This is a genomic window from Pseudomonas sp. p1(2021b) (assembly GCF_020151015.1).
Classification (GTDB): Bacteria; Pseudomonadota; Gammaproteobacteria; order Pseudomonadales; family Pseudomonadaceae; genus Aquipseudomonas; species Aquipseudomonas putida_K.
The window spans coordinates 4,942,046-4,967,836 of record NZ_CP083746.1 but is presented as its reverse complement, the minus strand read 5'-3'; the positions used below and the strand labels follow the sequence as shown (position 1 = coordinate 4,967,836).

Sequence of the window (25,791 nt, the reverse complement as noted above, 5' to 3'; positions counted from 1 at the left end):
TCGGCGGGTTTTTTTTATGCCCAATGCCGGAGCGGAACGCTATCGTTGTGCCATGGATCCGCTTGGATGCTGCGACGGATCGCATGTAAAGGATTGCCAGGAGTCGCCGATGAGCGCTGCAAACCCCACCCCGCCTTGTGTCCTGATCGCCGAAGGCGATCCTTGGGTGCGCGACATGCTCCGCGAAATGCTGCTCAGCGTGCGTTGCGATGCACGCCTGCAGGTCTGCGCCGATGGCCCGGAGGCCCTGGCCGCGCTGGCGAGCAAGCCCGACCTGATCATCGCCGCCCGTGAGCTGGCCGGCGTCGATGGCCTCGACTTGCTGCGCAACGTGCGGGCCAAGGGGCACAAGCCCGCGTTGCCGTTCATCCTGATGAGCGAGCGCAACGACAGCGCCAGCGTGCACGAAGTGCTGCCGCTGCACCCCACGGCCTACCTGAGCAAACCCTTGGACCTGGATACCCTGCGCCAGCGCCTGGAGAAACTGCTGCTGGACGTCGGCGAACAGATCGCCTGCCCGGTGGCGCCATTGCCGCCGGGGATCACGTTGGCGGCCTACCTGGAGCAACGCCGGGCCAGTGCCGATGGTGGCCCGCTGTTCGCCGATGTGCAGGTGGCGATCAAGCGTGCGCTCGATCCCCATGGGCTGGACCTCAAACTGCTCGAGCAGGAGCTGCGCAACGACCCGCAGATCACTGCGGTGTTGATCGCCGCTGCCAACAGCGCCGCCCTGCACAGTGAAGTACCGGTGCAGACCCTGTTGCAGGCCTTGAGCAAGCTGGGCAGTACCCAGAGCATGAACCTGATCCTGGGCCTGACCCTCAAGCGCAGCGCGCGGCTGAGCGACCCGATGCTGGCTGGCCCTGCGGCCCGTTACTGGGACCTCTCGCTGCACACCGCCGAATATGCGCGTAGCCTGGCGCGCCTGCTGGAGCTGGAAGAAGAGCGGTGCTATTGCGCAGGGTTGCTGCATTGCCTGGGTGACCTGGCGGTGCTGCGTTGCCTGCAGGAGTGGCGCCTGGCCGGCGGTGAACTGGACGAGGGCCAGGTGCAACGAGCGCTCGACGAATATGGCGCCGCCTTCGGCTCGGCGTTGCGCACGCGCTGGCGTTTGCCGTTGGGGCTGCGCGAACTGATCGCGGCGATCTACCAGCTGGGCGGCGGGGTGTATTCACGGGAGATCCTGGCCATGAACCTGGCCGGTCAGTTGTCGCGGCTGCCGGCCGGGCAGGGGCTGGAGAAGGTGGCCAGCAACAAGACGGCGCGGTTGCTCAAGCTGGGGTTGGCGGAGTTGAGCCGGTTGCGCAAGGTCGAAGGCTGAATGCCAGGATCTATGCCCGAACGATCTGGTTCTTGCCCTGGCGCTTGGCCTGGTACATGGCCGCATCGGCACGGGCGAACAGGGTGTCGATGTTGTCGTCTTCATCGGTCAGCCCGGTCACGCCCTGGCTGACCGTGACGCCATAGGTTTCCGGCCCATGGTTGAAACGCTGGCGCTGGATCTCCCGTTGCAGGCGGTCGGCGATCTGTTCGGCGATTTCGGCGGTGCAACCGGGAAACACGGCGGCGAATTCCTCGCCACCGATGCGCCCGAACAAATCACCCCGGCGTAGTACGGCGCGGCCGCTGTCGGCGATGCGCTGCAGCACCTGGTCGCCTTCCTGGTGGCCGTAGCTGTCATTGATGCGCTTGAAGTCGTCGATATCCAACAACAGGAAGGCCAGGGGCGTGCCTTCCTCGCGGGCGGTTTCCAATGCCTGCCGGGCGCACTCGAAGAAGTGCCGGCGGTTGCTGCTCTGGGTCAGCACATCGGTGGTGGCCAGGCGCTGCAGCTCGCCTTCGAGCTGCTTCTTTTCGGTGATGTCCTCGGCGATGCCGACGATGATCACCCGCTGGTCCGCCTCGCGCTGTTGGTTGACGTAGCATTTGTCGCTCAGCCAGCGTATCTCGCCGGCCGCATTGATGATGCGGTACTCACGGTTTTCCACCGCGCCATGGAGCAGCACCTGGGCCAGGCTGTGCTCGGCGTATTCAAGGTCATCGGGGTAGATGCTGTCGCGCCACTCGTTGTAGTCGGCCAGCACCAGGCTGGCGGGGCGGCCGAAAATGCGTTCGTAGGCGGGGCTTACATAGAGCACCTGGTGGGTTTCCCAGTCGAACGCCCAGAGCACGGCATTGACGCTGTCGAGCAGGGAACTGTAGAGCTGCTCGCGTTCGCTCAGGCGGGCGACTTCGCCCTGGGCGTGGAGCAGGGCGAGCAGGGTTTGGGCGGTTTCCGGCGGTGCAGTGCCGGGTAAGGTTGGAGTGAGGTCTTTGGCCATGAGCACGGAGTGGTTCTCGGCATTGAAGCGTGCGGCCACGATCCGGCCCGCCACGCGGGCGATATGCCGGATTTGAGTCGGGAACAGGCGGCGAAGTTCCGGGCGGCACGCCCTGGCGCAGGGCGTGCCGATCAACGGCGATCAGGCCCCGGTAGGGCGCAGGGAATAGGTCTTGAGTTGGCCGGCGAAGTCGCGCAGGGCGTGAATGCCGCTGGCCTCGGCCTCGTGTACCCAATCCTTCATGGCGGCCAGCATGTCGTGGCCGTTGGCGCTGGTGCGGGCCCAGATCTGCTGCAGGGCCAGGCGCTTCTCATAGATGGTCTTGAGTGCCTGGCTATGGGCGAGCATGGACTCGATGCGTACGTGATGACGGTCTTGCAGCAGGCTGGTTTCACGCGACAGCAGGCGTTTGGCGTGGCGCAGACGATGGCGCACCGACGCGTCGACCCGCGCCAGCTCCTGCTTGACCAGGGGCGCGATGACCAGCTTGCGGTACTGGGCCATGATCTGGAAACGGTTGTTGAGGATCGCCATGGCGGTGTCCATGTCCAGGTGCGCCTTGCCTGCGACCCGGTGGGCGATGGGGGCTACACGCTGCACCTTGGCCAGGCGCAGCAGGCACAGCAGGCGGATCCACATCCAGCCCATGTCGAATTCCCAGCGCTTGACCGAGAGCTTGGCCGAGTTGGGGTAGGTGTGGTGGTTGTTGTGCAGCTCCTCGCCACCGATCACGATGCCCCAGGGCACCAGGTTGGTGGCGGCGTCGCGGCATTCGAAGTTGCGGTAGCCCAGCGCGTGGCCCAGGCCGTTGACCACGCCGGCAGCCCAGAACGGAATCCACATCATCTGGATCGCCCAGATGGTGATGCCGATGGTGCCGAACAGCAGCAGGTCGATGACCGCCATCAGCGCGATGCCACCGAACTTGTAGCGTGAATAGAGGTTGCGCTCGATCCAGTCGTCCGGGCAGTTCTTGCCGTAGATGCGCAGGGTCTCGGGGTTGCGCGCCTCCTCGCGGTACAGCTCGGCGCCTTTGCGTAGCACCGTGCCCAGGCCCTTGTGCACGGGGCTGTGCGGGTCGTCGGGGGTTTCGCACTTGGCGTGGTGTTTGCGGTGCACGGCCGTCCATTCACGGGTGTTCTGCGCAGTGGTCAGCCACAGCCAGAAGCGGAAGAAGTGCTTGAGACCGGCGTTGAGCTCCAGCGCGCGGTGGGCGGAATAGCGATGCAGGTAGAGGGTGACGCTGATGATCGTCACGTGGGTCATCAGCAGGGTGACGCCGACCAGTTGCCAGGCCGACAAGTCGAGCAGACCGTAGTACCACATAGGTGTAGAAACCCTCGAAAAAACAGGGGAACAGCGCTGGCATTATCCCTAGGTGGCGAAATAAAACCAGTCGACCTTTCCGCTAGCAAGTCACGGCATGTTTCAGCCTTTATAATGCCCCATTATTTTTCATGGGCTTACCCACCCGACATGTCTGTTTCCGTTCGCGACGCCTTGCGCATGGCTGCGTTGTACCTGGTGTTCTCGTTGCTCTGGCTGGTGGCGTCCGAGCACGTGTTGCAGGGTTTGTTCCTGGACCCGCAGTTGCTGGCGGCAGGGCGCTCGGCCAACGTATTCGTGTGGGTGCTGGTCAGCGCCGCGCTGATCTTCGTCTCGCGGGCCCGCCTGCTCAAATTCATTGGCATCGGCGCCCGCCTGCGCAGCGAGGATCGCGAACGCCTGCGCATGGCCGCTGCAGTATTCGACAGTACCCTCGAAGGCGTGCTGGTGACCGACAGCAGTGGCCTGATCGTGCACGTCAACCGTGCCTTCATGCGCATCACCGGCTACAGCCGGGACGAAGTGATCGGCCAGCGCCCGAGCAAGTTCAAGTCCGGCCGCCATGGCGCGGGGTTCTATCAGCAGATCTATGCCGCGCTGGCGGAAAAGGGCGAGTGGAGCGGGGAGATCTGGAACCGGCGCAAGAGCGGTGAAATCTACCCGCAATGGCAGACCATCTGTGCCATCCGCGACGACAGCGGTGCCCTCAGCCACTATGTGGCGGTGTTCAGCGACATCAGTGCGATCAAGCACTCCGAACAGGAGCTGGCCTACCTGGCGCACCACGACCCGCTGACGGGCCTGCCCAACCGCCTGCTGTTCAGCGACCGTGCCGAGCAGGCGCTGGCCAATGCCCAGGCCAACAAGCGCGGCTGTGCCTTGCTGTTGCTGGACCTCGACCATTTCCAGAGCATCAACGATGGCCTTGGCCATACCGTCGGTGACCAGTTGCTCAAGCTGGTGGGCGAGCGTCTGCGCGAGGCCCTGGGCAATGGCGTGACGCTGGCGCGCCTGGGCGGTGATGAATTCGGTGTGCTGGCCGAGGGCTGCGAGCAGGTGGGGCAGGCAGCGACCTTGGCCCAGGCCCTGTTGGAGCGTATGCGCGAGCCGTTCGTCTTCGACGACCATCGTTTGTTCGTTGGTGTCAGTATCGGCATCAGCCTGTTCCCCAGCGATGCGCAGAGCGCCGCGCAACTGCTGCGCAACGCGGACGCGGCACTGGGCAAGGCCAAGCACAACGGCCGCGCCTGCTATGCGTTGTACACCGAAGAGCTGACCGCTCATGCCCAGCACCGGGTCGAGACCGCCAGTGAGCTGCGCAGGGCCCTGGAGCAACAGGAACTGCGCGTGTTCTACCAGCCGGTGCATGACCTGTTCAGCGGCCAGATGGTCGGCGTCGAGGCGCTGGTACGCTGGGAGCACCCCACCCGCGGGCTGGTGTCGCCAGGGGAGTTCATTCCCATCGCCGAGCGTACCGGCCTGATCGCCGAGATCGATGCCTGGGTGCTGCGCCAGTCGTGCCGGCAGATGGTGCAGTGGCAGCGTGAAGGGCGCCAGTTGCGGTTCGTTGCGGTGAACATCTCCGCCCGGCTGTTTGGCCAGCGTGAGCTGTACCGGCAGGTGGCCGAGGTGCTGCATGACACCGGGCTGGATCCGGCGCTGCTGGAGTTGGAAGTCACCGAGAGCGCAGTGATGGCGGACCCGGAAGTGGCGCTCGAACAGCTGCACCGGCTGCGCGAGCTGGGGCTGAACCTGGCCATCGATGACTTCGGAACCGGTTACTCGTCGTTGCTGCGGCTCAAGCGCCTGCCGGTGCAGAAGCTCAAGATCGACCAGGGCTTCGTCGCCGGGCTACCTGAGGACGAGGACGACATGGCCATCGTGCGGGTGATCATCGCCCTGGCCCGAAGCATGGGTATGCAGGTGCATGCCGAAGGGATCGAACAGGCCGAGCAGGCACGGTTCCTGTTGGAACAGCAATGCGATGTGGGGCAGGGGTATTGGTTCGGGCGACCGGTGCCGGCGGGGGTGTTGTGGGAGCAGGCTTGTCCCGCGATCAAGGGCGAAGCCCTTGCCAGGCGACGGTGATATCGGGCCAGGCCTAATCGCGGGACAAGCCCGCACACAGGAGGCCTGCATCATCCAACAGATGAGCGCGGCATTCGCGGGTAAACCCGCTCCCACACTGGCTGCAAAAAACTACCGCTTGTTCAACCCCTTGGCCAGCCGGTCACCGCCCAGCTGGATCACCGCCACCAACGCCACCAGCATGGCGATCACGGTCAGCATGATCTGGCTGTCGAATCGCTGGTAGCCATACCGGTAGGCGATATCGCCCAGCCCGCCGGCACCAATGGCACCGGCCATGGCCGAGGAGTTGATCAGCGTCACCAGGGTGATGGTGAAGCCACCGACGATACCCGGCAGCGCCTCGGGCAGCAGCACATGCCAGACGATGTGCCAGCGCCGGCAGCCCATGGCCTGGGCGGCCTCCACCAAGCCATGGTCGACCTCGCGCAGGCTCACCTCGGCGATACGGGCGAAGAACGGCGTGGCGGCGATGGTCAGGGGTACCACCGCGGCCCACACACCGTAGGTGGTGCCGACCACCAGGCGGGTGAAGGGGATCAGCGCGACCATCAGGATCAGGAACGGGATCGAGCGGAACAGATTGACGATGGCGCCCAGCGTGCGATTCAACGTCGGGGCCTCGAAGATTCCGCCCTTGTCGCTGGTCACCAGGAACACCGCCATCGGTACGCCGACCAGCAGGGCCACCAGCGATGACACACCCACCATCAGCAAGGTATCGAGCAAGCCTTCGAGCAGGCGATCAAACCACATAGCCCAGTACCTCCGCGTCCTCGGCCCAGCTGCGGGCACGTTCCAGCAAATGCGACACCTCATGGGGCGAGCCCTGCACCGACAGGATCAATTGCCCCAGGGCATGGGCGCCGATGGTCTCGATGCCGCCCTGGAGCAGGCGCACCCGCCCGCCCAGGTCGGCGAACAGGTCCGACAGTGCCGGCTCGCCCAGCAGGCCCAGGCGCAGCACCACGGCAGCGCCTTTCCCAGGTTCCGAGCGCAGGCTGGCCTGCAGCGCGGCAGGCAGCTTGGTTTGCAAGGGCGCCAGCAGGGTTCGGGTCACCTCGTGCCGGGGCGTGCCGAATACCCGCCAGACCTCGCCCTGCTCGACCACCTCGCCGCGCTCGAGTACCACGACCCGGTGGCAGATATCGCGGATCACCGCCATTTCGTGGGTGATCAGCACCACGGTCAGGCCCAGGCGCTGGTTGATGTCGCGCAACAGCTCGAGGATCGAGGCGGTGGTTTCCGGATCCAGGGCCGAGGTGGCTTCGTCGCACAACAGGATCTCGGGGTCGTGCACCAGCGCGCGGGCGATGCCGACACGCTGTTTCTGCCCGCCGGACAGTTGCGCCGGGTATACGTCGTGCTTGTGCCCCAGGCCCACCAGCTCCAGCAGTTCACGCACCTTGCGGTGGCGCTCGGCCTGGGGCACGCCGGCCACCTTCAGTGGCAGCTCGATGTTCTGCCAGACCGTCTTGGCCGACATCAGGTTGAAGTGCTGGAAGATCATGCCGATGCGCCGGCGCAGGGCGACCAGGCGCTGTTCGTCGAACGCGGCGATGTCCACCTGGTCGATCAGCACCCGGCCCTGGCTGGGCTGTTCCAGGCGGTTGATGGTGCGCAGCAAGGACGACTTGCCGGCACCACTGCGGCCGATGATGCCGAAGATCTCGCCGCGGCGGATGTTCAGGTCGATGCCGTGCAACGCGGGCTGGTCCTGGCCTGGGTAGGTCTTGCCCAGGCCGATGAAGCGCACATGGGCTTCGTTGACTTCCGGGCGCAGAGCCTGCTGGCGGGCCAGGGGCGGCGAAAGGTTCGAAAGGGGCGCCCCAAGGGCGTTGGCGCTGCTCATCTCAACCCTCCCAGCCGGCCTGGTAGAGGCTGCCATGGGCCTTGTCCAGGGCTGCGCGCACCGCCGGCGAGTGCTGGTAGATATCGACGAACTTCGCCAGGCGCGGGTCGTCCTTGCTCTGCGGGCGAATGACGAACTGGATCACGTACTCCTTGTTCTCCAGGCCGTCGAACAGCAGTGCCGAGGTGGCGTCGAAACTGTTGGCCAGGCGGATATAGGCCGGATAGCCCTGGACCAGGTCGGCGTCGTCATAGGCCCGCACCAGCTGCACCGCCTCCACCTGGAGGATCTTCAGTTTCTTCGGGTTGGCGATGATGTCTTCCTCGGTCGCCTTGTAACCCACGCCCGGCTTGAGCGTGATCAACCCGGCCTTGGCCAGCAGTTGCAGCCCGCGCCCGCTGTTGATCGGATCGTTTGCGATGGCCACGCTGGCGCCTTCGGGCAGTTCGCTGAACTGCTTGTACTGCTTCGAGTACAGCCCGACGTTGTTGATGATGCCTGGGGCATAGGGCACCAGGTCGAACCCGGCGGCGGCCTTGGCGTTCTCGAGGAAGGGAATGTGCTGGAAGTAGTTCACGTCGATGTCACCGCTCTGCAGGCTGACATTGGGCGCGATCCAGTCGCTGAACTCGATCAGCTTCACCTCCAGGCCTTGCTTGTGCGCCTCCTCCACGGCTGCTTCCAGTGGAATGGCGAAGGCGGCGGTGGTGCCGATCTTCAGGGGTTCGGCGCCCAGTGCGCCGGTGACGATACCCAGGGACAGGACAGCGGCCGCGACGGGCCGGAACAGTTTCTCAAGCATGGTGCAGGGCTCCAGTCGGGGCGGTGGTGGGGGTGCGGTAGCTGGCGCCGGGGTGGTCGGCGGGCAGGTGGGGGTGGCTTGCCTGGAACAGCTTCTGACGCAAGGTGCCCTGTGCGTAGGCAGTCTTGTAGCGGCCGCGACGTTGCAGCTCGGGTATCACCAGGTCGATGAAATCCTCGTAGCTCTCCGGAGTGACGGTACGGGTCAGGTTGAAACCGTCCAGGCCGGTCTGGTCGATCCAGTCGATCAATTGCTCGGCGACCTGCCCGGGTGCGCCGACCAAGGTCACGTAGCGCCCGCCCAGGGCGTGTTGCTGCAGCAGGCGACGACGGGTCCAGGCGCTTTCCTGCAACTGGCGGGTGGCGGATTGAATGGCGTTGCCCTTGGCGAAACCGATCGGTTCGTCGAGCCCGTAGGCGGCGAAATCGATGCCGGTGGAGCTGGCGAAATGCGCCACGCCCGCTTCTGCGCTGGCATGGCGCAGGTACTCGGCATGCTTGGCGCGGGCCTGTGCCTCGGTGGGCGCGACGATCACCGTGATGCCCAGGAAGACCTTGATCGCCTGTGGATCACGGCCGGCGGTTCTGGCTGCTGCGCGCACCTTGTCGACCTGGGCGCGGGTGGCTTCCTGGCTCTGGCCGCCGATGAACACGCATTCGGCGTGGTGGCCGGCGAAGGCCAGGCCACGGGGCGAGCTGCCGGCCTGGAACAGCACCGGGGTACGCTGGGGCGAGGGTTCGCACAGGTGGTAGCCCTCGACCTTGTAGAACTCGCCATGGTGGCGGACCTTGTGCACCTTGTCCGGCCGGGCATAGACCCGGCGTTCGCGGTCAACGACGACCGCATCGTCCTCCCAGCTGCCTTCGAGCAGCTTGTACAGCACCTGCAGGTATTCGTCGGCCTGATCGTAGCGCCGATCGTGCTCGGGTTGTCGCGCCAGGCCCATGGCTCGGGCGGCACTGTCCAGGTAACCGGTGACGATGTTCCAACCGACCCGACCGCCGCTCAGGTGATCGAGCGTGGAGAGGCGTCGGGCGAACAGGTAGGGCGCCTCGTAGGTGAGGTTGGCGGTGAGGCCGAAGCCCAGGTGCTCGGTGGCGGCCGCCATGGCCGAGACCAGCAGCAACGGGTCGTTGACCGGCAGCTGGACGGACTCTTTCAAGGGCACATCAACGGACTGCCCGTAGACATCGTAGGTACCGACGATGTCGGCCATGAACAGGCCGTCGAACAGCCCGCGCTCGAGCAGGCGTGCCAGGTCGGTCCAGTAGGCCAGGGTCTTGTATTGGGTCGAGGTGTCCCGAGGGTGGGTCCACAGGCCGTGGTTGATATGCCCGACACAGTTCATGTTGAAGGCATTGAGCAGGATCTGCCTGGCCATCAGATGGTCCCCCGACGTGGCGGGTTTTCCCCGTTGAGGTAGTAGTTGCCGATGGCGTGGTATTTCCAGCGCACCGGGTCATGCAGGGTATGTACCCGGGCGTTGCGCCAGTGGCGGTCGAGGTTGTGCTCGGCCAGGGTGGCCTGGCTGCCGGCCAGCTCGAACAGGGTGCTGCCGGCGGCGAGGGAAATCTCCGTACTGATCGCCCGGGCCTCGGCCACGGCGATGGAGGCGGCCGCGACATTGTCGGCACTGCTGTCGTCGCGGGCCCGGTCGAGGTATTCGCCGGCCCGCTCCAGCAGCGCTTCGGCCGCGTGCAGGCGGATGGCGAGGTGGCCGAAGCTCTTCAACGTCAACGGGTCATCGCTGGCCTTGTCCAGGCCGGCGTCGATCCACGGTCGGCTGCGTGTACGCACGAAGTGCAGGGCGTCGTCGAGTGCGGCACGGGCGATGCCGGTGTCGATGGCGGCATGAAGGATCTGCGCCAGAGGGCCGACCGGGGTGGGGCGCTCGAAGGCGCTCTGGAAGGGCACGACATCTTCGCTGCGCACGGGCACGTTGTCGAACACCACCGAACCACTGCCGGTGGTGCGCTGGCCGAAACCGCTCCAGTCGTCGATCACCTTAAGGCCCGGGCTGTCGGCGGGCACGAACACCAGGTGTTGCACGCCATCTTCATCCACCACCGAGGTGGGGATGCGCTGGGCGTACAGCGCGCCGGTCGCATAGAACTTGCGGCCATCGATGCGCAGGCCGTCGCCCTCGCGTATCAGGCGGGTGGTGCGATCGTGGGCGGTGCGGGTACCCAGTTCTGCCAGGGCATTGCCGAAGCGCTGGCCAGCCAGTACCTCGGCATAGAGGCGCTGCTGCTGGTGCAGGGTGCCGTTCACGCGGAGCACTTCCAGGGCATAGAAATGATTCTGCGGGATCTGCCCCAGGGCGGCGTCGGCCTGGGCGATACGGGCCACGACCTTGGCCAGGGTGACGTTGGACACGCCTGCACCGCCGAAGGCCTTGGGTACGCTGATGGCCCACAGGCCGGAACGGGTGAATAGGTCGAGTTCGGCGTGAGGCAGGCGGCGTTCGCGGTCGCGCAGGGCGCTGTCACAGTGCAGGTATTGGGCGATGTCCTCGGCGACGGCCAGGGCCTGGGCGTCGGAGGTGATGAGCGCCGGTTTGGGGAAGGGCGTGGTCAGTGCGTTCATGTGTTTCTCCAGTGGGAGCGCCGGGGCCGCTTCGCGCCCCTTTCGCGGGGCAAGCCCGCTCCTACAGAAGAACGCATACCCCTGTAGGAGCGGCCTTGCGCCGCGAAAGGGCTGCGTAGCAGCCTCAGGGCTCGCCAATCAGATCCAGGAATGCCGCGCAGGGCGTGTGCCGTTCAGGTGCCAGGCACCGACGGCGTGGTATTTCCAGCGCACCGGGTCATGCAAGGTGTGCACGCGGGCGTTGCGCCAGTGCCGGTCGAGGTTGAACTCGGCGAGGGTGGCGCGGCTGCCGGCCAGTTCGAACAGCTTCTCGCTCGCCTGCAACGCGACCTCGGTGGTCAGTACCTTGGCCTCGGCCACGGCGATCGAGGCCCGTGCCGCGCCGTCCTCGTCCACCGGGCCGGCGTTGACTTGGTCGAGCACGCGCGCAGCCTTGCGCAGTAGGGCCTGGGCGGCATGCAGTTCGAGCTTCAGGCGGCCGATGTCGGCGATCACGTAGGGGTCGTCGCTGGCGCGCTCTACCTTGGCTTCGATCCAGGGGCGGGATTTTTCCCGCACGAAGCCGATTGCATCCTCGATGGCCGCTTCGGCGATGCCGGCATCGATGGCCGCCTGGATCAATTGCGAGGCGGCGCCCTGGGTGCTGGGCACCTCGCGCAGGCGCCAGCTGTCGATCACCAGGTCGGCTTCGACCGGCACCTGGTCGAGCAGCACGGTGCCGCTGGCCGTGGTGCGCTGGCCAAAGCCAGACCAGTCGTCGACAATCCGCAGCCCCGGGCTGCCTCGGCGCACGAACGCCAGGCGCTGGCGGCCTTCGTCGTCCAGAGCCTTGACTGCCACCCAATGGGCGAACAGGGCGCCGGTGGAGTAGAACTTCTCACCGCTGATGCGATAGCGATCGCCATCGCGGGTGATCCGTGCCTTGAGGGTCAGGGTGTCCTTGGTGCCACGCTCAGGCCCGGCGTTGCCGATGCGCCAGCCATCGAGCATGGAGCGAAAGAGCACCGCCTGCTGGGCCTCGGTGGCGGTCAGGCGCAGCAGTTGGATGATGCCGAACTGGTTTTGCGGAATCTGCCCCAGGGCCGGGTCGGCGGCGCTGATCAGGCGGAAGACTTCGGCGATGGTCTCGAAGGAGACCTCGGGGCCGCCATGGGCCTTGGGGATGCTGATGCTGCCCAGGCCGCTGCGGGTGAACTGTTCGATTTCCGTCCATGGCAGCTTGCGCTGCTGGTCGCGGCGCGCGGCCTGCTGGCGGGCGGTATGTGCCAGTTCGCGGGCCGCTTGCAGGGCCTGGGCGTCGTTTTGCAATACCGTGGCCGGCAGCAACAGGGGCGAGCTGTCGAGATCGCGGGTGGACCTGACCATTCCTTACCTCACAAAGTTGAAAACGTCGCCGGTGGCGACAGACATTTGCTGGTCCGGTGGTCCGGTCTATATACCGTATGCGCTTATAAAAACTTTATGAACTAACTTTTTGGACTATGTATAGAAGTTGGGATTCGTATTGCCCGAACGGACGCAATCGCGGGACAAGCCCGCTCCTACAAAGGCAGTGCAAGCTAGCAGGCATGATGCATGCCCTGCGGGCTTGTCCCGCGATTGCATCGGTCAGCCAGCTGCTGTCCCGAGGAACTTGCGCAGGAACTGCCGCGTGCGCTCTTCCCTGGGGTTGGCGAACAGTGCCTTGGCTTCTCCCTGCTCCACGATCACACCCTTGTCGAAAAAGATCACCCGGTTGGCCACGTCCCGGGCGAAGCTCATCTCGTGGGTGACGATGATCATGGTGCGTTTCTCCTCGGCAAGGCCGCGGATGGTCTCCAACACCTCGCCGACCAGTTCGGGATCGAGCGCCGAGGTCGGCTCGTCGAAGAGGATCACCTCCGGCTCCATGGCCAGGGCCCGGGCGATGGCCACCCGTTGTTGCTGCCCGCCGGACAGGCGCCGTGGGTAGGCGTCTTCCTTGCCGGCCAGGCCGACCTTGGCCAGTAGCCGTCGGCCCAGTTCGATGGCTTGGGCGCGGGGCGTCTTCTTGACGATCACCGGCCCTTCGATGACGTTCTCCAGCGCCGAGCGGTGGGGGAACAGGTTGAAGTTCTGGAACACGAACCCGGCCTGCTGGCGCAGGCGGCGAATCGCCCCTTGCTGGCTGCCCAGCGGGCGGTTGGCGTCGATGCTGATGTCACCGATCTGGATCCGCCCGGCGTCGGGCGTCTCCAGCAGGTTGAGGCAGCGCAGGAAGGTGGTCTTGCCCGAACCGCTGGGGCCGATGATGGCCACCACCTCGCCGGGCTGGACCGTCAGGTCGATACCGTCGAGCACGGTGTGGCCTTTGAACTGCTTGGTCAGGCCTTGTACTGCGATCATCTTCAGTGCTCCTGGTCATGCTGGTTGACCCGCGCTTCCATGCGGTTCTGGAAGTGCGCGAGGATGCTGCACAGCACCCAGTAGATCACGGCAACGGCCAGGTACATGGTGAAGACCTCGAAGGTCCGTGCGGTGATCAGCTGGGCCTGGCGGAACAGCTCCGGCACCTGGATGGTTGCCGCCAGGGCGGTGTCCTTGACCAGCGAGATGAAGCTGTTGCCCAGTGGCGGCAAGGCCGTGCGCATGGCCTGGGGCAGGATCGCCCGGCGCATGGCCTGGGTGCGGGTCATGCCGATGCTGGCGGCAGCCTCCCACTGGCCACGGTCGATCGAGGCGATCGCCGCGCGCAGGATTTCACAGATGTACGCCGCCATGTTCAGCGACAGGCCGATCAGTGACGCCGGTATCGGGTCGAGCTCGATACCGATCTGCGGCATGCCGAAGTAGATGACGAACAGTTGCACCAGCAGCGGCGTACCACGGAAGAACGACACATAGACCCGTGCCAGCCAGTCCAGCGGCAGGATCTTCGACAGGCGCATCAAGGCCAGGGCAAAGCCCAGGACCAGCCCGAAGAACATGCCGCCGACGCTGAGCAGCACCGTGTAGCCAGCGCCCTTCAACAGGAAGGGCGTGGAGTCGATGACGAGTTGCAGGCTTTCAGCGATCATTGGGTGACATCGGCACCGAAGTACTTCTCGGACAGCTTGGCCAGGGAGCCATCAGCCTTGAGCTTGTCCAGCGCCTTGTTGATCGCCTCGAGCAGCTCAGGCTCGCCCTTGCGCAGGGCCACGCCCGACTCCAGGCGCGAGAAGGCCTCGCCGGCGAGCTGGGTGTCCTTGGCTTTCTGCGCGTACTCCAGCGCGGCCAGGCGGTCGATCAGGATCGCATCGATGCGGCCATTGCGCAGGTCGGCGAACTTGCTCGGGTCGTCTTCGTAGGTGCGCACGTCCGCTTGCGGGACGTCTTTCTTCACCCACTGCTCGTAGTTGGTGCCCAGGCCCACGCCCACTTTCTTGCCGGCCAGGTCCTGCGCGGTCTTGATGTTCAGCTGCTCGGCCTTCTTCTTCAGAACCAGGGCCTGGATGCCGGAGATGGTGTAGGGCTCGGAGAAGTCGTATTTCTTCTTGCGCTCATCGGAAATGGTGACCTGGTTGACCACCACGTCCAGGCGCTTGGACTCGAGTGCGGCGAGGATGCCATCCCACTTGGTTGGCCGGATCTTGGCCTTGACGCCCAGCTCCTTGGCCAGGAGCTCGGAAAGCTCCACTTCGAAACCGGCGAGCTTGCCGTCTTCGTCGACGAAGCTGAACGGCGGGTAGGTACCTTCCAGGCCGATGCTGATGCTGCCTTTTTCCTGGATGTTCTTCAGCTGCTCGCCGGCGAAGGCCTGGCTGAACAGGCCGGTGCCCAACAGGAGGGCAAGGCTGGCGTTGAGAAGTGGCTTGGTGAATCTGGTCATGGCTGGGCCCCGCGCTTGTTGTGGAAGTAGTGGGTGGCGACTATAGGGGTGGGCTTGTTAGGTCTGGAAATAATAAAAACTTATTTTGTTATTTCTTTTTTGTGTTTCGTCGAGGGTTCGGCAGCCTTGAGGGTAGGCCACGAACGTAAGTTCGTCGTCTGCTTATACCCGACTTAGCGCAGGATGGAATAAAGCGTTGTTTTTTCCAAGAGACGGATTTGCCGTAGAGTGGATCGCACCGGCGGCGTCATTCCCCAAAGAGGCTTTCCAACAAGCCGCCGAGCCAGGAGAACACCGTGAGCGAACATTCATCCACAGGCCGTTGGCAACTGCAGGGTATCGTCAGTGACTTGCGCAGTGCCCGCGAACAATGGCGAACCCGCAATGGCCGCAGCAGCGGCGAGCAGGGCGGGCGCGAGCTACCGTCGCGCGAGGCCATGCGGCACATCCTCGAGCAATTGTGCGGGGCGTTGTTTCCCATGCGCCTGGGGCCGGTGGACCTGCGTGAAGAAAGCGAGGACTTCTATGTCGGCCATACGCTGGACGCTGCGCTGACGGCGCTGTTGGCCCAGGCACGCCTGGAGTTGCGCTACGCTGCGCGCCAGGGCAAGGCCGAGGTGACGGATGTCGACGCCCATGCCCTGCACCTGATCCAGGGCTTCGCTGCCGCCTTGCCGGGGTTGCGCGTGCTGCTCGACACCGACGTACTGGCGGCCTACCAGGGCGACCCGGCGGCGCGCAGCGTCGACGAGGTGCTGCTGTGCTACCCCGGTATCCTGGCCATCATCCACCACCGCCTGGCCCACCACCTGTACCAGGCTGGCCTGCCGCTGCTGGCGCGGATCAGTTCAGAACTGGCCCACTCGGCCACCGGCATCGATATCCACCCTGGCGCGCAGATCGGCCCGAGTTTCTTCATCGACCATGGCACCGGCGTGGTGATCGGCGAGACGGCGATCATCGGCGAGCGGGTGCGCATCTACCAGGCCGTGACCCTGGGCGCCAAGCGCTTCCCGGCGGACGAAACCGGCATGCTGCACAAGGGCGAGCCGCGCCACCCGATCGTCGAGGACGATGTGGTGATCTATGCGGGCGCGACCATCCTGGGGCGGATCACCATCGGCAAGGGCTCGACCATCGGCGGCAATGTCTGGTTGACCCGCAGCGTGCCGGCCGAGAGCAACATCACCCAGGCGAACCTACAGTTGGAGTGCGAAGGGCAGAAGTAAACCTGGCCTCAAGGGTTGACTGTGCCGGCGCAATCGCGGGACAAGCCCGCTCCTACAGAGGTCAGCGCTTGCCGCTCGTTCTTTGCGCGACAGCGCAGCCCGAAGGGCTGGGAGCGGGCTTGTCCCGCGATTGCGGCTTGAGGTTCAACGGTCGGGCAAGGTCGCATTGAACGCCGATCCATGTTTAACTTGAACGCTTGTTCAAATTAAAACGCTGGTCCATTGCCGGTGTTCAACAGGAGGATCCCCTTTGCTGAACCCGTTCAATCCGAACCTTTCACCGCTCCACGAGGTGCACGCCTCATGAGTGCACCGACCCCCTCCCTTGCCAATGGCAAGATCCGCATGAACCCCCCGGTGTTCTATTTCGCGGCAAGTTTCATCCTCATCTTCGGCCTGGTGGTCATCGCCAACCCTACGGCGGCAGGCGAGTGGCTGCTCGCGGCGCAGAACTGGGCGGCCAATACCGTGGGCTGGTACTACATGCTGGCCATGACCCTGTACCTGGTCTTCGTGGTGGTCACCGCCTTGTCCGGCTACGGCAAGATCAAGCTCGGTGCCGACCACGACGAGCCCGAGTTCAGCTACCTGTCCTGGGCCGGCATGCTGTTCGCCGCCGGCATCAGCATCACCCTGTTCTTCTTCTGCGTCTCCGAACCGCTGACCCACATGATGCAGCCGCCCCAGGGCGAAGGCGGCACGGTGGAAGCCGGGCGCCAGGCAATGGAACTGCTGTTCCTGCACTGGGGGCTGCATGGCTGGGGCGTGTTCGCCTTCGTCGGCATGGCCCTGGCCTATTTCGCCTACCGGCACAACCTGCCGCTGGCGCTGCGGTCGGCCCTGTACCCGCTGATCGGCAAGCGTATCAACGGCCCGATCGGCTACGCGGTGGACGGCTTCGGCATCATCGCCACGGTGTTCGGCCTGGGCGCCGACATGGGCTTTGGCGTACTGCACCTGAACGCGGGCCTGGACTACCTGTTCGGCATCAGCCACAGCCAGTGGGTGCAGGTGATCCTCATCACCCTGATGATGGGCGCCGCAGTGGCCGTGGCGGTGGCCGGGGTGGAGAAGGGCGTGCGGGTGATGAGCGACATCAACCTGTTCCTGGCCTGTGCGCTGCTCTTGTTCGTGTTGTTCGCAGGCCCTACCCAGCACCTGTTCAATACCCTGATCCAGAACCTGGGCGACTACCTCGGTGCCTTGCCGCGCAAGACCTTCGACGTGTATGCCTACGGCGAGAACCGCGACTGGCTGGGTGGCTGGACCGTGTTCTACTGGGCCTGGTGGATCGCCTGGGCGCCGTTCGTTGGCCTGTTCATCGCGCGGATCTCCCGTGGGCGCACCATCCGTGAATTCGTCTTCGGCGTGCTGCTCATCCCGCTGGGCTTCACCCTGGCGTGGATGTCGATCTTCGGCAACAGCGCCCTGACACAGGTGCTCGACCATGGCCTGACTGCCCTCGGCCAGTCGGCCCTGGAAAACCCGTCGATGAGCCTGTACCTGCTGTTGGAAACCTACCCGTGGAGCAAGACGGTGATCGCGGTGACGGTGTTCATCAGCTTCGTGTTCTTCGTCACCTCCGCCGACTCCGGCACCGTGGTGCTCTCGACCTTGTCGGCCAAGGGTGGCGAGGCCGACGAAGACGGCCCGAACTGGCTGCGCATCTTCTGGGGCGCGATGACCGCGCTGGTGACCATCGGCCTGTTGTTCGCCGGCAGCATCGACTCGCTCAAGTCGGCGGTGGTGCTGACCTCGCTGCCGTTCTCGCTGATCCTGCTGTGCATGATGTGGGGGCTGCACAAGGCGTTCTACCTGGAGTCCCAGCGGCAGATCGCGCAGATGCATTCCCTGGCGCCGTTCGCCGTGTCGCGCCGTGGCCGTGGTGGCTGGCGCCAGCGCCTGAGCCAGGCGGTGCACTTCCCATCGCGCGACGAGGTGTACCGCTTCATGGACGACGTGGTGCGCCCGGCCATTGGCGAGGTGAGCGAGGTGTTCATGCAAAAAGGGGTGAACCTGATCACCCAGGACGACCCCAGCCACGACAACGTCAGCCTGAAGATCGGCCTGGGCGAGGAACAGCCGTTCATCTACCAGGTACAGATGCGCGGGTATTTCACCCCCTCGTTCGCCTTGGGCGGGCTGGGGACGCAGGAGTTGAAGAACCGCCGTTACTACCGTGCCGAGGTGCATCTGGCCGAAGGTAGCCAGAACTACGACCTGGTGGGCTACAGCAAGGAGCAGATCATCAACGACATCCTCGACCAGTACGAGCGGCACATGCAGTTCCTGCACCTGGTCCGCTAGATCGCCGGGGCCACCTTGCGGTCTTTTCGCGGCACAAGGCCGCTCCTACAGGCAACGCGATCGCCTGTAGGAGCGGCCTCGTGCCGCGAAAGGAGGCCGCAGGCCTCCCACTCCCATCAAAACGGCGCATCCCCCAGGATGGTCGCCCGATGCATCACCCGCCGGCTCGGCCGGTAGTCGTCCACCGCGAAATGTTGGGTCACGCGGTTGTCCCAGAACGCCACGTCATTTTCCTGCCATCTCCAGCGAATGCTGAACTCCGGCCGCGTGGCATGGGCGAACAGCAGCTTGAGCAGCGCCTCGCTTTCCTGCTCGTTCAATTCATTGATCCGCGTGGTGAACCCTTCGTTGACGAACAACGCCTTGCGCCCGCTGACCGGGTGGGTGCGCACCACCGGGTGCGACAGTGGCGGGTTGTTGCGTCGGGTGGCCTCCCAGCGCGCCAGGTCCTCGGGCGTGGTGCCGAAGCGTTCCAGCGGGAAGGACTTGGTGAAGTCATGGGTCGCGGTCAGGCCGTCGAGCATCTCCCGCAGTGGGGCCGACAATGCCTCGAAGGCCGCGATGCCGCTGGCCCATAGGGTGTCGCCACCGAAGGCCGGCAGTTGCTTGGCGCTGAGCACCGCGCCCAAGGCAGGTGTTGGCAGGAAGGTGACGTCGGTGTGCCAGACAGCATTGTCGCGGACATCGGTGACCGCCGTGTCGAGAACCAACACTTGTGGAGTTTCCGGCACGTTGGGGTAGATCGGGTGGATGTGCAGGTCGCCGAACTGGGCCGCGAACCTGGCCTGCTGCGCAGGCGTGATCGGCTGGTCGCGGAAGAACAGCACCTGGTGCTTGAGCAGCGCCTGCTCGATGGCGTCGCGTTGCTCGAGGGTGATGTCGCGGCTCAGGTCCACGCCGCTGATCTGGGCGCCGAGCGCAGGGCTCAGGGGAGTGATGGTCAGGCTCATGTCGGTCTCGTTCTTGAATTCAAGGCGCCGGGCTGCCGGCGTGGTCAGTGACTCTGCCCATGCCAGGGCACCAGCTTGCGTTGCAGGGCGCGCAGGCCCATCTCCAGGGCGAAGGCGATCAGCGCGATCAGCAGGATGCCCAGCACCACCACGTCGGTGACCAGGAACTGCGCCGCCGACTGCACCATGAAGCCCAGGCCGCTGGTGGCGGCGATCAGCTCGGCGGCCACCAGGGTCGACCAGCCGACGCCCAGGCCGATACGGATACCGGTCAGGATGTCGGGCAGTGCGCTGGGCAGGATCACGTGGCGAACCAGCTGGGCCCGGGTCGCGCCCAGGGACTGCGCGGCGCGCAGCTTGGCCGGGTCGACCGTGCGCACGCCGGTGGCGGTGGCGATGGCGATCGGCGCGAAGATGGCCAAGTAGATCAGCAACACCTTCGACAGCTCGCCGATGCCGCACCAGATCACGATCAGCGGCAGGTAGGCCAGCGGCGGGATCGGCCGGTAGAACTCGATCAGCGGGTCGAGGATGCCTCGGGCCACGCGGTTGTGGCCGATGGCGATGCCGATCGGAATGGCGCTGAGGATGGCGGCAGCCAGGGCCAGGCCGATGCGCCCTAGGCTGGCGCCCAGGTGTTGCCAGAGGCTCGCATCCATGTAGCCCTGGGTGAACAGGGTCCAGGCCTTGGCCAGGATGTCGGCAGGCGAGGGCAGGAACAGCGGCTCGATCCAGCCGGCCGCTGTCACCAGCCACCAGGCCAGCAACAGGGTGGCGAGGGTCAGGGCGCTGATCCAGCGGGTGGGCAGCGGGCGGTGTGTGGGGGGTGTGACGGTTGGCCGGGCGACAGGCTTGTCGCTGACCGGCAGGTCCAGGCTGCTCATGCGGGCTCCTGCCGACGGGCGGCTTCGCGTTGGGAAAACACCCGCGCCAGCACGTGCTCGCGGGTTTCGATGAAACGTGGGTCGGACTTGATCGCCCGCGCCGGTTCGCCGGCGGCGTAGCGCTGGCCGAAATCCAGCTGTAGGCGCTCGACCACCCGCCCCGGGTTGGGGGCCAGCAACACCAGTTCGCTGGCCAGGAATACGGCTTCCTCGATGTCATGGGTGATCAGGAACACGGGCTTGGCAGTGCGCTGCCAGACCTGCAGCAGCAGTTCCTGCATCTGCTCGCGGGTGAAGGCGTCGAGGGCGCCGAAGGGTTCGTCCATCAGCAGCACCCGCGGGTCTGCCGCCAGCGCCCGGGCCAGACCTACGCGTTGCTTCTGGCCGCCGGAGAGTTGCCAGATGTGGCGGTCGCCGAAGCCTGCGAGGTCGACCAGCGTAAGCAGCTCACGAGCCTTGGCTTCGCGCTGGGCGCGAGGTACGCCGGCTAGCTCCAGGCCGAAGGCGACATTGCCCAGCACGTTCTGCCAGGGCAACAGGGCATCGTCCTGGAACACCACACCGCGTTCGGCTCCGGGGCCTTCGACCGGCTTGCCGTCAAGGGTGATGCGGCCTGCGCTGGGGACGACGAAGCCGGCGATGAGGTTGAGCAGCGAGGTCTTGCCGCTGCCGGAAGGCCCCAGGGCCACCAGCAACTGGCGTGGCCCGAGGCTCAGGTTGATGTCGGCCAGCACCGGGGCGTCGGTGCCGGGGTACTGTGCGCTGATGCGCTCCAGTTCGAGCAAGGCCATGGCAGGCTCCGTCGTGAATACTGCTGTTGATCAGGGCCGCTGCACACCTGATCGCGGGGCAAGCCCGCTCCCACAGGTTTTGCGGTGATCGTTGTAGGAGCGGGCTTGTCCCGCGATGGGCCGCGCAGCGGCCCCCGTGTTCAGTTGGGCAGGTATTGCGCGCTGACGTACGGCGAGTAGTCCGGCAGCACCGCTTCGACCTTGCCCTGCTGCTTGAGGAAGGTGGCGGTGTCGGTCAGCGCCTGGGTGGTCGGCGCGCCCAAGGCATTGGCCTGGTCGGCCGCCAGCGGGTACACGTTGCCCTGCAGCAGCACCGGAATATCCGCAGGCTTGGCGCCGGAGAGCTTGGCCAGCTTGCTGACGTTGTCCGGGTTGGCCAGCCAGGCATTCGGGTCCTTGCGGTAGTCGGCGTAGGCGTCGAGGGTGACTTTGGCGAACGATTTGACGATGTCCGGGTGCTTGGCGGCGAAGTCCTTGCGCACGATCCAGGCGTCGAAAGTCGGCGCACCCTTGCCGGCCAGCTCGCCAGAAGTGATCAGCACCTTGCCGTTTTCCTTGGCCACGCCCAGGGCCGGGTCCCAGACGTAGGTGGCATCGATGTCGCCACGCTTCCAGGCCGCAATGATCGCCGGCGGCGCGAGGTTGAGGATCTGTACCTTGGCCGGGTCGATGTTCCACTGCTTGAGCGCCGCCAGCAGGCTGTAGTGCCCGGTGGACACGAACGGTACGGCGACTTTCTTGCCGACCAGGTCTTGCGGGGTCTTGATGCTGTCGCGAGCCACCAGGGCCTCGCCAGCGCCGATCTGGGTGGCGATCAGGAAAGTTTCCACCGGCAGCTTGCGGCTGGCGGCGGCGGCCAGGGGGCTGGAGCCCAAATAGCCGATCTGCACGTCGCCGGAGGCGACGGCGGTGATCACGTCGGCACCGTTGTCGAACTTGCGCCAGTCGATGCTGGCCTGGCTGGCTTTCTCGTAGGTGCCGTCGACCTGGGCGACCTTGGCCGGGTCGACGGTGGTCTGGTAGGCCACCGTCAGGTCGGCGGCCTGGGCCAGCCAGCTGGTGCCGGCGAGGGTCAGGGCAGCGAACAGGCGCAGCGGAGTGTGCGGGGTCATGGGTGAACTCCTCGTCAGGCAAATGGGCTCGATGACGAGAAGGCTAATTGATCTAAGAAATCAAAAATAAATAACTTTTAAGCATTAGCTTAGGAGCCAAATGAAGCCAGCCAAGGTGCAGCCGGCTGAGCGCGATGGCGAAATCCTGACCGCCTGCTAGGCTTTTTCGATTTTGCGGGAGGTGGAAGGCGCCTATAAGCAAACGTTTGCAAATAACCTAAAGGAATGAAATGACCTTGCCGATACAACTTTTGGCTGTAATGGTTCCAAAGATATTCCCTAAAAGTCTTAGAAATTCATAAAACAGTCATTTTGGATTTATAGGATTGTCATTATCCTGTTTGCGCAGACGGCGTCTTAGACCTTAGTCGCGAAACGGTTTGTAACGATTGACTTGGCGGACATGGGTTGGTGCTAAATCGGCCCATCCCGGTGAGCAGGGCGTCAGACCCTGCCACCTGAGACGCATAAAAATTAGAACGTAGAGGAGCAAAACATGTACAAGTCCAGCCTGGCTCTGGCCGTGGCACTGGGGGTTCTCGCCCAACAAGCAGGTGCAGCAGGGTTCGTCGAGGACAGCAAGCTGTCCCTGAGCTCGCGCACCATGTACTTCAACAATGACAACCGTGCGGGTGGCGCCGATAACCGTGAGTCGGGTCAGGGCTTCAAGCTCGACTACATCTCCGGGTTCACCGACGGTACTGTAGGGTTCGGTGTAGATGCCCAGGCATTGTGGGGTATTCACCTGGATGGTGGTCGCGGCAAGCATCCGAACAGCAGCACCTTCTTCCCGAGCGAGACCAACGGCTCGGCAGTGGATCAATGGACACGTTTCGGCGCCAATGCCAAGGCTCGCTTCTCCAAGACCGAAGCCCACTTCGGTAGCGCTTTGGCGCCCATGCTGCCGATCCTGGTTTCCAACGATGGCCGTCTGCTGCCGCAAACCTTCGAAGGTGGCACCATCACCTCGAAGGAAATCGACAACCTGACCATCAATGCCGGTCAGCTGACCCATGCAATGGGTCGTGCTTCGAGTAACCGTACCGGTCTGTCGGTTTCAGGTGCTACCGCGGACAGCAACAAGTTCCGCTACGGTGGCCTGGACTATAAGCTCACGCCAGACCTGACCTTGCAGTACTACTACTCGAATCTGGAAGACTTCTACAAACAGCACTTCCTGGGTGCAACTCATGTCTTCAAGATTTCTGATGACCAGTCGTTCAAGACCGACCTGCGCTACTTCGATAGCAGCAGCGACGGAAAAAACGGTGATGGTGGTGGTTACAACTTCGACAACAACAAGGGCTATGCCAAGCATGCAGGCGAGGTCGACAACAAGACCTGGTCGGCAATGTTCACCTACACCTTGGGTGGTCATGCATTCCTGCTCGGACACCAGCGTGTGAGCGATGACGGTGCGTTCGTCTGGCTTAACCAAGGCAGCGTTGTCGATGGTAATGGCCGTGCGGAGGGGGCGGGTGGCTCTAGCTTCTACCTGTTCACTGACAGCATGATCAACCAGTTCGCTCGTGCTGGTGAGAACACTACCTTCGGACAATACTCCTACGACTTTGCGCGTCTGGGTGTGCCTGGTCTGAAAGCATCTGTTTCGTACCTGCGTGGTACTGATGTTCGTTACGCTTCGGGTCATGGCACATACAGCGAATGGGAACGTGATGCGCGTGTTGACTACGTGATTCAGGAAGGTGCCCTCAAGGGGTTGGGCTTCAGCCTGCGCCAGGGTGTCTATCGTGGCACCAACGGTTCGACCAACGAGTTCACCAAGGACACGGATCAAACTCGCTTCATCGTGAACTACACTTACAACTTCCTGTAAGCCGTAGTCGAAGAAGCCTCGCCTCGGGCGTGATGTCCGGCTGGGGTCGCTACGCGCCCCATCGCGGGACAAGCCCGCTCCTACAAGGCCGGTGTACGCCATCCCCTGTAGGAGCGGGCTTGCCCCGCGATGGGCTGCAGAGCAGCCCCAATCGGGCATTGCGCCTAGCGCGAGGTTTTTTTCGCCCGCCATTTGATATGGCTATGGGTTATAAATAAATCATTGTTTATTCTTTTTATTCTTATGCGAATGCAGGCACATTGAACCCATAGATCCCACAGCACAGGAAGTCCACCCATGAGCCTGAAACTCGGCGACATCGCCCCCGATTTCGAACAGGATTCCAGCGCCGGCAAGATCCGTTTCCACGAGTGGCTGGGCAACAGCTGGGGCGTGCTGTTCTCCCACCCGGCCGACTTTACCCCGGTGTGCACCACCGAGCTGGGCCTGACCGCCAAGCTCAAGGACGAATTCGCCAAGCGTGGCGTCAAGGCCATCGCCCTGTCGGTGGACCCGGTCGACTCGCATACCCGCTGGATCGACGACATCAACGAGACCCAGAACACCGTGGTCAACTTCCCGATCCTCGCCGACGCCGACCGCAAGGTCTCGGACCTGTACGACCTGATCCACCCCAACGCCAGCGACACCCTGACGGTGCGCTCGCTGTTCGTCATTGACCCGAACAAGAAGGTGCGCCTGACCATCACCTACCCGGCGAGCACCGGGCGCAACTTCAACGAAATCCTGCGGGTGATCGACTCGCTGCAATTGACCGACAACCACAAGGTGGCCACGCCAGCGAACTGGCAGGATGGCGATGAGGTAGTGATCGTGCCGTCGCTCAAGGACGAGGACGAAATCAAGCAGCGCTTCCCCAAAGGGTACCGGGCGGTCAAACCCTATCTGCGCCTGACCCCGCAGCCGAATCGTTAGGATCCTTCGTTGCAATGCTCTTGCCATAGCAGGGATTTTGGGCCGTTTCGACGGCCCTTTTTTATGCCTGTGTGGTTTGCGGTGGCTGTACCGGCCTAATCGCGGGACAAGCCCGCTCCTACAGGCTCAGCGCTGTGCTTGAGCGTGGCGCTGCACCTGTAGGAGCGGGCTTGTCCCGCGATTGGGCTGCCCAGCAGCCCCTGCATCTATATTTCAATATGAAATAAACAAATGAAAAAATATGATTTCTAGATATATGTGGCAGGCTGTTAATGTCGATTCCATTCCAGCGGGGCCAACCCCTCGCGGTCCCGCAATCGAATCGAAGGAAGCGTTCAATGCTGGTTGTTTCTGTCGGTGGTAGCCCCAGTCTTCGTTCACGCTCCGGCGTGCTGCTCGAGCGTTCGCGCCAGTGGCTGCAGGGCCGTGGCGTGGAGGTGGTGACCTTCCAGGTACGTGAATTCCCCGCCGAGGATTTGCTCCATGCGCGCTTCGACAGCCCCCAGGTGCAGCACTTCCAGCAACTGGTGGCCCAGGCCGATGGCCTGGTGGTCGCCACGCCGGTGTACAAGGCGTCGTTCTCCGGCGCCCTGAAGACCCTGCTCGACCTGCTGCCCGAGCGTGCGCTCGAACACAAGGTCGTGCTACCCATCGCCACCGGCGGCAGCATCGCCCACATGCTGGCGGTGGACTACGCACTCAAGCCGGTGTTGTCGGCGCTCAAGGCCCAAGAGACCCTGCAAGGGATCTTCGCCGACGACAAGCAGATCGCCTACGGCGAACCCGGCAAACCCGCGCACCTGGACGAGGCGCTGCAAACGCGCCTGCTGGATGCGCTGGAGCAGTTCCACGGCGCCCTGGCCAGGCGGCCCAGGCCCGTGGCCCCAGGCGTGCTCAACGAACGCCTGCTCACGGCTCGCTGGAGCATCTGAGCCGGCACCATC

22 protein-coding genes are annotated in these 25,791 nt (G+C 64.3%); 7 read left to right on the top strand and 15 right to left on the bottom strand.

The window, feature by feature from the left end:
- Positions 1-109 precede the first annotated feature (109 nt).
- Positions 110-1,321 (top strand): HDOD domain-containing protein, encoded by a 1,212-nt coding sequence (locus K8374_RS23045; protein ID WP_224457354.1) that lies wholly within the window; start codon positions 110-112, stop codon positions 1,319-1,321.
- A 10-nt stretch (positions 1,322-1,331) separates the two neighbouring features.
- On the opposite strand, the gene K8374_RS23040 is transcribed toward K8374_RS23045, so the two are convergent.
- Complete coding sequence (locus K8374_RS23040) at positions 1,332-2,363, bottom strand: GGDEF domain-containing protein (RefSeq protein WP_224459388.1); 1,032 nt, start codon at positions 2,361-2,363, stop codon at positions 1,332-1,334.
- Positions 2,364-2,462: 99 nt separating this feature from the next.
- On the bottom strand, positions 2,463-3,647 hold the full coding sequence (gene desA, locus K8374_RS23035) for a delta-9 fatty acid desaturase DesA (RefSeq protein WP_224457353.1): 1,185 nt from the start codon (positions 3,645-3,647) through the stop codon (positions 2,463-2,465).
- Between the two features lie 150 nt (positions 3,648-3,797).
- Between desA and dibA the strand changes: the two genes are divergently transcribed.
- Entirely contained in the window at positions 3,798-5,735 is a 1,938-nt protein-coding gene (gene dibA, locus K8374_RS23030; protein ID WP_224457352.1) for a phosphodiesterase DibA, read from the top strand.
- A 111-nt stretch (positions 5,736-5,846) separates the two neighbouring features.
- Here dibA and K8374_RS23025 read toward each other — a convergent pair whose 3' ends face one another.
- The 9 genes from K8374_RS23025 to tcyJ form a co-directional block, all read right to left on the bottom strand.
- The gene (locus K8374_RS23025; RefSeq protein ID WP_084853629.1) at positions 5,847-6,491 is read right to left on the bottom strand and encodes a methionine ABC transporter permease; all 645 of its coding nucleotides are present in this window, start codon (positions 6,489-6,491) and stop codon (positions 5,847-5,849) included.
- Complete coding sequence (locus K8374_RS23020; protein WP_224457351.1) at positions 6,481-7,587, bottom strand: methionine ABC transporter ATP-binding protein; 1,107 nt, start codon at positions 7,585-7,587, stop codon at positions 6,481-6,483. The genes K8374_RS23025 and K8374_RS23020 overlap by 11 nt, the downstream gene beginning before the upstream one ends.
- Before the next feature lies 1 nt (position 7,588).
- On the bottom strand, positions 7,589-8,389 hold the full coding sequence (locus tag K8374_RS23015; protein ID WP_224457350.1) for a MetQ/NlpA family ABC transporter substrate-binding protein: 801 nt from the start codon (positions 8,387-8,389) through the stop codon (positions 7,589-7,591).
- The gene (locus K8374_RS23010) at positions 8,382-9,770 is read right to left on the bottom strand and encodes an LLM class flavin-dependent oxidoreductase (RefSeq protein WP_224457349.1); all 1,389 of its coding nucleotides are present in this window, start codon (positions 9,768-9,770) and stop codon (positions 8,382-8,384) included. The genes K8374_RS23015 and K8374_RS23010 overlap by 8 nt, the downstream gene beginning before the upstream one ends.
- Entirely contained in the window at positions 9,770-10,975 is a 1,206-nt protein-coding gene (locus tag K8374_RS23005; RefSeq protein WP_224457348.1) for an SfnB family sulfur acquisition oxidoreductase, read from the bottom strand. Before K8374_RS23005 ends, K8374_RS23010 begins: the two co-directional genes overlap by 1 nt.
- A 138-nt stretch (positions 10,976-11,113) precedes the next feature.
- A complete protein-coding gene (locus tag K8374_RS23000; RefSeq protein WP_224457347.1) occupies positions 11,114-12,340 on the bottom strand; it encodes an SfnB family sulfur acquisition oxidoreductase in 1,227 nt (408 codons plus the stop codon).
- A 243-nt stretch (positions 12,341-12,583) separates the two neighbouring features.
- Positions 12,584-13,339, bottom strand: coding sequence for an L-cystine ABC transporter ATP-binding protein TcyN (tcyN, locus tag K8374_RS22995; RefSeq protein ID WP_224457346.1), 756 nt, complete (start codon positions 13,337-13,339; stop codon positions 12,584-12,586).
- A gap of 2 nt (positions 13,340-13,341) precedes the next feature.
- Complete coding sequence (gene tcyL / locus K8374_RS22990) at positions 13,342-14,010, bottom strand: cystine ABC transporter permease (RefSeq protein ID WP_224457345.1); 669 nt, start codon at positions 14,008-14,010, stop codon at positions 13,342-13,344.
- Positions 14,007-14,801 (bottom strand): cystine ABC transporter substrate-binding protein, encoded by a 795-nt coding sequence (gene tcyJ, locus K8374_RS22985; protein ID WP_224457344.1) that lies wholly within the window; start codon positions 14,799-14,801, stop codon positions 14,007-14,009. Before tcyJ ends, tcyL begins: the two co-directional genes overlap by 4 nt.
- Positions 14,802-15,097: 296 nt before the next feature.
- On the opposite strand from tcyJ, the gene epsC reads away from it, so the two are divergent.
- Both epsC and betT read left to right on the top strand, forming a co-directional pair.
- Entirely contained in the window at positions 15,098-16,030 is a 933-nt protein-coding gene (gene epsC / locus K8374_RS22980) for a serine O-acetyltransferase EpsC (RefSeq protein WP_224457343.1), read from the top strand.
- Between the two features lie 345 nt (positions 16,031-16,375).
- Positions 16,376-18,337 (top strand): choline transporter BetT, encoded by a 1,962-nt coding sequence (betT, locus tag K8374_RS22975; RefSeq protein ID WP_224459387.1) that lies wholly within the window; start codon positions 16,376-16,378, stop codon positions 18,335-18,337.
- Between the two features lie 116 nt (positions 18,338-18,453).
- On the opposite strand, the gene tauD is transcribed toward betT, so the two are convergent.
- The 4 genes from tauD to tauA form a co-directional block, all read right to left on the bottom strand.
- Entirely contained in the window at positions 18,454-19,287 is an 834-nt protein-coding gene (tauD, locus tag K8374_RS22970; RefSeq protein ID WP_224457342.1) for a taurine dioxygenase, read from the bottom strand.
- Positions 19,288-19,331: 44 nt separating this feature from the next.
- The gene (gene tauC / locus K8374_RS22965) at positions 19,332-20,171 is read right to left on the bottom strand and encodes a taurine ABC transporter permease TauC (protein WP_224457341.1); all 840 of its coding nucleotides are present in this window, start codon (positions 20,169-20,171) and stop codon (positions 19,332-19,334) included.
- Positions 20,168-20,962: a taurine ABC transporter ATP-binding subunit gene (gene tauB, locus K8374_RS22960; protein ID WP_224457340.1), complete on the bottom strand. Its 795-nt coding sequence runs from the start codon at positions 20,960-20,962 to the stop codon at positions 20,168-20,170. The genes tauC and tauB overlap by 4 nt, the downstream gene beginning before the upstream one ends.
- 140 nt (positions 20,963-21,102) lie before the next feature.
- The gene (gene tauA, locus K8374_RS22955) at positions 21,103-22,074 is read right to left on the bottom strand and encodes a taurine ABC transporter substrate-binding protein (protein WP_224457339.1); all 972 of its coding nucleotides are present in this window, start codon (positions 22,072-22,074) and stop codon (positions 21,103-21,105) included.
- Between the two features lie 496 nt (positions 22,075-22,570).
- Here tauA and K8374_RS22950 point away from each other — a divergent pair, with 496 nt between their 5' ends.
- The 3 genes from K8374_RS22950 to ssuE all read left to right on the top strand — a co-directional run bounded on the left by K8374_RS22950 (position 22,571) and on the right by ssuE (position 25,779).
- Positions 22,571-23,911 carry an OprD family porin gene (locus K8374_RS22950; protein WP_224457338.1) on the top strand — a complete coding sequence of 447 codons (1,341 nt, stop codon included), beginning with the start codon at positions 22,571-22,573 and terminating at the stop codon, positions 23,909-23,911.
- A 297-nt stretch (positions 23,912-24,208) separates the two neighbouring features.
- Entirely contained in the window at positions 24,209-24,847 is a 639-nt protein-coding gene (locus tag K8374_RS22945; RefSeq protein ID WP_084853658.1) for a peroxiredoxin, read from the top strand.
- A 338-nt stretch (positions 24,848-25,185) separates the two neighbouring features.
- Complete coding sequence (gene ssuE / locus K8374_RS22940; protein WP_224457337.1) at positions 25,186-25,779, top strand: NADPH-dependent FMN reductase; 594 nt, start codon at positions 25,186-25,188, stop codon at positions 25,777-25,779.
- Positions 25,780-25,791: the final 12 nt, after the last annotated feature.

Excerpts from the sequence above, each read along its gene's own strand:
- K8374_RS23045 (WP_224457354.1), top strand. The coding sequence starts at position 110 with ATGAGCGCTGCAAACCCCACCCCGCCTTGTGTCCTGATCGCCGAAGGC.
- desA (WP_224457353.1), bottom strand. The coding sequence starts at position 3,647 with ATGTGGTACTACGGTCTGCTCGACTTGTCGGCCTGGCAACTGGTCGGC.
- dibA (WP_224457352.1), top strand. The coding sequence starts at position 3,798 with ATGTCTGTTTCCGTTCGCGACGCCTTGCGCATGGCTGCGTTGTACCTG.
- K8374_RS23025 (WP_084853629.1), bottom strand. The coding sequence starts at position 6,491 with ATGTGGTTTGATCGCCTGCTCGAAGGCTTGCTCGATACCTTGCTGATG.
- K8374_RS23020 (WP_224457351.1), bottom strand. The coding sequence starts at position 7,587 with ATGAGCAGCGCCAACGCCCTTGGGGCGCCCCTTTCGAACCTTTCGCCG.
- K8374_RS23015 (WP_224457350.1), bottom strand. The coding sequence starts at position 8,389 with ATGCTTGAGAAACTGTTCCGGCCCGTCGCGGCCGCTGTCCTGTCCCTG.
- K8374_RS23010 (WP_224457349.1), bottom strand. The coding sequence starts at position 9,770 with ATGGCCAGGCAGATCCTGCTCAATGCCTTCAACATGAACTGTGTCGGG.
- K8374_RS23005 (WP_224457348.1), bottom strand. The coding sequence starts at position 10,975 with ATGAACGCACTGACCACGCCCTTCCCCAAACCGGCGCTCATCACCTCC.
- K8374_RS23000 (WP_224457347.1), bottom strand. The coding sequence starts at position 12,340 with ATGGTCAGGTCCACCCGCGATCTCGACAGCTCGCCCCTGTTGCTGCCG.
- tcyN (WP_224457346.1), bottom strand. The coding sequence starts at position 13,339 with ATGATCGCAGTACAAGGCCTGACCAAGCAGTTCAAAGGCCACACCGTG.
- tcyL (WP_224457345.1), bottom strand. The coding sequence starts at position 14,010 with ATGATCGCTGAAAGCCTGCAACTCGTCATCGACTCCACGCCCTTCCTG.
- tcyJ (WP_224457344.1), bottom strand. The coding sequence starts at position 14,801 with ATGACCAGATTCACCAAGCCACTTCTCAACGCCAGCCTTGCCCTCCTG.
- betT (WP_224459387.1), top strand. The coding sequence starts at position 16,376 with ATGAACCCCCCGGTGTTCTATTTCGCGGCAAGTTTCATCCTCATCTTC.
- tauD (WP_224457342.1), bottom strand. The coding sequence starts at position 19,287 with ATGAGCCTGACCATCACTCCCCTGAGCCCTGCGCTCGGCGCCCAGATC.
- tauC (WP_224457341.1), bottom strand. The coding sequence starts at position 20,171 with ATGAGCAGCCTGGACCTGCCGGTCAGCGACAAGCCTGTCGCCCGGCCA.
- tauB (WP_224457340.1), bottom strand. The coding sequence starts at position 20,962 with ATGGCCTTGCTCGAACTGGAGCGCATCAGCGCACAGTACCCCGGCACC.
- tauA (WP_224457339.1), bottom strand. The coding sequence starts at position 22,074 with ATGACCCCGCACACTCCGCTGCGCCTGTTCGCTGCCCTGACCCTCGCC.
- K8374_RS22950 (WP_224457338.1), top strand. The coding sequence starts at position 22,571 with ATGTACAAGTCCAGCCTGGCTCTGGCCGTGGCACTGGGGGTTCTCGCC.
- K8374_RS22945 (WP_084853658.1), top strand. The coding sequence starts at position 24,209 with ATGAGCCTGAAACTCGGCGACATCGCCCCCGATTTCGAACAGGATTCC.
- ssuE (WP_224457337.1), top strand. The coding sequence starts at position 25,186 with ATGCTGGTTGTTTCTGTCGGTGGTAGCCCCAGTCTTCGTTCACGCTCC.